This is a genomic window from Methylobacterium sp. WL18 (assembly GCF_008040015.1).
Taxonomy (GTDB): domain Bacteria; phylum Pseudomonadota; class Alphaproteobacteria; order Rhizobiales; family Beijerinckiaceae; genus Methylobacterium; species Methylobacterium mesophilicum.
The window spans coordinates 1-1,360 of sequence record NZ_VRVD01000936.1 but is presented as its reverse complement, the minus strand read 5'-3'; the positions used below and the strand labels follow the sequence as shown (position 1 = coordinate 1,360).

Annotated in this window: 2 protein-coding genes; both read left to right on the top strand. The window is 65.2% G+C overall.

What is annotated here, in order from left to right; translation table 11 throughout:
* Position 1: 1 nt before the first annotated feature.
* Positions 2-577 carry an acyltransferase gene (locus tag FV228_RS29865; RefSeq protein WP_281406552.1) on the top strand — a complete coding sequence of 192 codons (576 nt, stop codon included), beginning with the start codon at positions 2-4 and terminating at the stop codon, positions 575-577.
* A gap of 180 nt (positions 578-757) precedes the next feature.
* Positions 758-1,360, top strand: a 603-nt coding sequence (gene larC / locus FV228_RS29860; protein WP_147857746.1) for a nickel insertion protein, incomplete at its 3' end; no start/stop codon positions are given.

Sequence of the window (1,360 nt, the reverse complement as noted above, 5' to 3'; positions counted from 1 at the left end):
AATTATATATAACCGGATTCCGAATTTCTATGGGCTTAACGGCGCGCGGCGAACGCTGTTGCGAAATATTGGCGTTCGGGTCGGGGCAAGATCACATATTTCAAGTCCTATAATTTTCGAACAAAGTCTCAACGATGAAGCAATAAGAGGTCTTGCGATTGGATATCAAACATTCATCAATTCCGAGGTCCGATTTGCCTGCCGGAACGCGCGGATCGAGATCGGTAATCGCTGCATGGTCGGTTCCAGGGTAAGCTTCGAAACATCGACTCATGATCTCGTCATCGACGCGTTCCACGATAGAACAAACAAAACGCGCCAGACATTCCACAAAGACATCATCGTGCAGGACGGTGTCTGGATCGGGGCCGGGGCAATCATTTTGTGCGGCGTCACGATCGGAGAACAATCTATAGTTGCGGCCGGATCAGTCGTGACCAAGGATGTCGAGGCGGGAGTCTTGGTCGGCGGTGTGCCCGCGAAGACGATAAGGCGGCTGATCACGAACGGAGATCGATCGTCAGGCCGCGGGGACCCGGTTCTACAGGACGCGTCGGCGGGAGCTGACAAGCGGTAGTCCCTCGAACCGCTCCGCGGCGCACGCGCGATCCGGAGCCGTCGCGTCGACGGACGGCGGCTCTATTTGGGCCGATGGCGATACGCCGCGTCGCCGCGACGGGGCCGCGTCCCTTGCCTTCGGCCTGCGGCGGCCGATCTGCACCGCATCAGGCAACCGGTTCGAGCCGACCGACAGACCATGCACATCCACCTCGACGCACTCGGCGGCGTCGCCGGCGACATGTTCGCCGCCGCGTTGCTGGATGCCTTTCCCGAGCATCTTGAGGGCGTGCGCGCCAGCGTGCGGGCCGTCGATCCGCGCATCGCCTGCACGGCATCGCAGCACAACGACGGCATCCTGCGGGGCCTGCGCTTCGCGGTCTCGGCCCCCGGGGCGGAGATGCCTGCGCCGCATCGGCACGGCGGCCATGCGGCCCACCACGATCACCCCCATACGCACGATCACGCCCACACGCACGGGCACTCGGACCACCCGCCGCATCACGGCCACCGGCCCTGGTTCGAGATCCGCGCGGATCTCGAGCGGGCGGACCTCGCGCCCGCCGTCCGGGCGCATGCTCTGGCGATCTTCGGGCACCTCGCCGAGGCCGAGGCGCGGGTCCACGGCATCGCGGTCGATGCGGTGGCGTTCCACGAGGTCGGCGCCTTCGACTCGATCGCCGACATCGTCGCCGCCGCCCACCTGATCGCCGCCCTCGAAGCGCGTAGCTGGAGCGTCTCGGCCCTGCCGCTCGGCTCGGGCCGGGTCCGGACCCAGCACGGCCCCCTGCCGGTGCCGGCC